Genomic DNA, 2,759 nt, shown 5'->3' with positions numbered 1-2,759 from the left:
CGCTGACCGGGCCGGCCCGGCAGGACCATCTGGACCTTCTGGCGGGGATCGGTGACGACCCGGTGGACCCGTCGTGGACCGACCTGGCCGGGTACGCCGATGCGGTGCAGGGGGCCGGGACCGCGGTGAACGTCGCTGCGCTGGTCGGTCACGGGCAGCTGCGGATCGCCGCGGTGGGCATGGCCGAGCGGGTGGCCGGCGAGGAACTGGAGGCCATGCGGGCATTGCTGGCCGAACAGCTGGAACAGGGTGCATTCGGCATGTCGACCGGGCTGACCTACGTGCCCTCCCGGTATGCGGGCTCGGTTGAGCTCGACGCCCTATGTGTCATCCTCGCCGAGCACGACGCGATCTATGCGACTCATTCCCGGGGTCACGGGTTCTCTGACGTGGCCGAGGCGGCCGCGCTGGGCCGGGTGAGCGGGGCGCGGGTGCAGTTCTCGCATGTCGCCTTGAACGAGCCGAAGAGCTGGGGACGCGCGGGCGAGCTGCTGGCCCAGTTCGACGACGCCCGCGCCTCGGGCGTGGACATCGCCTGCGACGTGTATCCGTACGATGCGTCGGCGTCCGCGTTGACCCAGTATCTGCCCCCGTGGGTGCTGGACGGCGGGGTGGCGGCGATGCGTGATCGCCTCGCCGATGCGGAGACGATGGATCGTGCCGAGACCGACCTGGCCCGCGGGTGGGGCGATGGAGGACGGATCCCGTGGTTCTGGGACCGTGTGGTGCTGGCCCGCACCGACGGAGTGCTCGACGCGCCCGAGGGCGTGAGCATCGAGTCCGCGGCTGCCGACGCCGGGTGGTCACCGGCGAGGTATGTGCTGCAGCTGTGCCGCGAAGGGGGCAACCGGGTGCAGGTGGTGCTGTTCTACCGCACCGAGGACGACATGCGCGCGTTCCTGCGCTACGAGCATTGCACCCTCGGTTCGGACGGGTCCGCGATCCCATATGAGCAGCACGGGCGGAAGCCTCATCCGCGCGCGTTCGGTGCGCATACGCGAGTGCTCGGCCGTCACACGCGGGAGCTGGGAGACTTCGACCTGCCGACGGCGGTGCACAAGATGACCGGCGCGGTCGCCGACCGGCTGAGCTTGCGTGACCGCGGCATACTGCGGCCGGGGCTGGCGGCCGACATCACCGTCTTCGATCCCGCCGTCGTCGCCGACCAGGCGACATTTCTCGACCCATGCCGACCCCCGATCGGCGTGGACTACGTCGTCGTCAACGGGGAGCTGACCATCGACGGCGGGAGACAGACCGCCGCCCGACCGGGAAAGGTACTGCGATCTCGATGACACTACGAACGGACGGGACACCGGCCAGTGCTGACACGACGCCGTTGATCGACTCGTCGTCGATGCGGGGGGCCGCGTCGACCGCGGACGACGAGTGGCTGATCGACTGGCGATGCAAGAGTTTCCCGCCGTCGGCCGAAGGCGTGCCCGCGTCCCAGGTAGCTGAGCGGCGGTGGCATGTGCATGAGGACTTCAGTACTCCGGTGGCGCTGCTCAAAGAGCGTGCGCTGGCGCACAATCTGAACCGGATGCGCGAGTACTGCGCCGAGCACGGTGTGCACATCGCCCCGCACGGCAAGACGACCATGTCGCCGGAGCTGATCAGGTTGCAGCTCGAACACGGTGCTTGGGGCATGACGGCGGCCACCGCGTGGCAGGCGCGGGCGATGCTCGCCTTCGGCGCGCGGCGGGTGCTGATCGCCAACGAGTGCATCGACCCGGTGGGCCTGCGCTGGATCGCCGCCCACATGCGAGACCACCCCCAGGTCGAGGTGCTCTGCCTCGTGGACTCGACCGCAGCGGTGGAGCAGATGCGTGCCGTGCTGCGCGAGGTACACGGGTCGGCCGCCGGCGACACATCGTCCCCGCCGGTACGTCCGATGCCTGTGCTGGTGGAGATCGGCGTTGCCGGCGGGCGGGCCGGGGCACGCGACGTCGTCGCCGCCGTCGACGTCGGCCGGGCGGTGTCCGCCGCACCAGAGCTCGAGCTGGCCGGTGTGGCGGGGTTCGAAGGAGTGATCGGCGGGCAGCGGGTGCGCGAGGTCGTCGAGCCGGTCCGGCAGTTCTTGGGCACGATCCGCAGCGTCGGAGAGGAACTGATGGCGGCCGGCGCGTTCCGGGACACGCACCCGGTGATCCTGTCCGCTGGTGGCAGCGCGTTCTTCGACCAGGTCGTCGACGTGTTCACCGAGGGCCGGGACCGTTACGCTCGCCCGGTCGATGTGGTGATCCGCTCTGGCTGCTATGTCACCCACGACCATGTCACCTACCGCGCCGCGTCACCGTTCGCCGGCGACGAGGAACGCGACTTCCGGCCCGCCATCGAGGTCTGGGCACGGGTGATCTCCACACCAGAGCCCGGGCTGGCCATCATCGACGCCGGCAAGAGGGACATCTCCACCGACGGCCAGATGCCGGTGGTGCTGGGCAGGCTGCGCGATACCGAGTTCAGGCCCGTCGACGAGGTGGCCGTCGACCGTTTCAACGACCAGCACGGCTACCTGGCCACCGCCGCGTCCGCCGCCAGTGTGCTCGAGGTCGGTGACCGGGTGGCTCTGGGTATCTCCCACCCCTGCACCACGTTCGACAAATGGCGGGTCATGCCCGTGGTCGACGACGACTACACCGTCACCGCCGCGTTCCGGACCACCTTCTAACCCCGTACACCGACATGTCCACTGTGTGGCATGAGCTGAGAGGAATGCGATTGTGAGTACTGCCGAAGAGCGCCTGGCCGCCGTCGTC

At 69.5% G+C, this 2,759-nt stretch carries 2 protein-coding genes; both read left to right on the top strand.

Annotation, left to right across the window (positions count from 1 at the left end):
* The coding region (locus ELR45_RS18570) for an N-acyl-D-amino-acid deacylase family protein (protein WP_165367904.1) at positions 1 to 1,295 on the top strand (1,295 nt) is incomplete at its 5' end.
* Positions 1,292 to 2,671, top strand: a complete 1,380-nt coding sequence (locus ELR45_RS18565; protein ID WP_165367903.1) for a type III PLP-dependent enzyme domain-containing protein — start codon at positions 1,292 to 1,294, stop codon at positions 2,669 to 2,671. The genes ELR45_RS18570 and ELR45_RS18565, both read left to right, overlap by 4 nt.
* The last annotated feature ends 88 nt before the right edge of the window (positions 2,672 to 2,759 follow it).

Origin of the sequence: Phytoactinopolyspora endophytica (assembly GCF_004138495.1) — a bacterium.
In the GTDB taxonomy this organism is placed as follows: Bacteria; Actinomycetota; Actinomycetes; order Jiangellales; family Jiangellaceae; genus Phytoactinopolyspora; species Phytoactinopolyspora endophytica.
The sequence above is the reverse complement of the archived record's forward strand: the minus strand, read 5'-3'. Positions and strand labels throughout refer to the sequence as shown.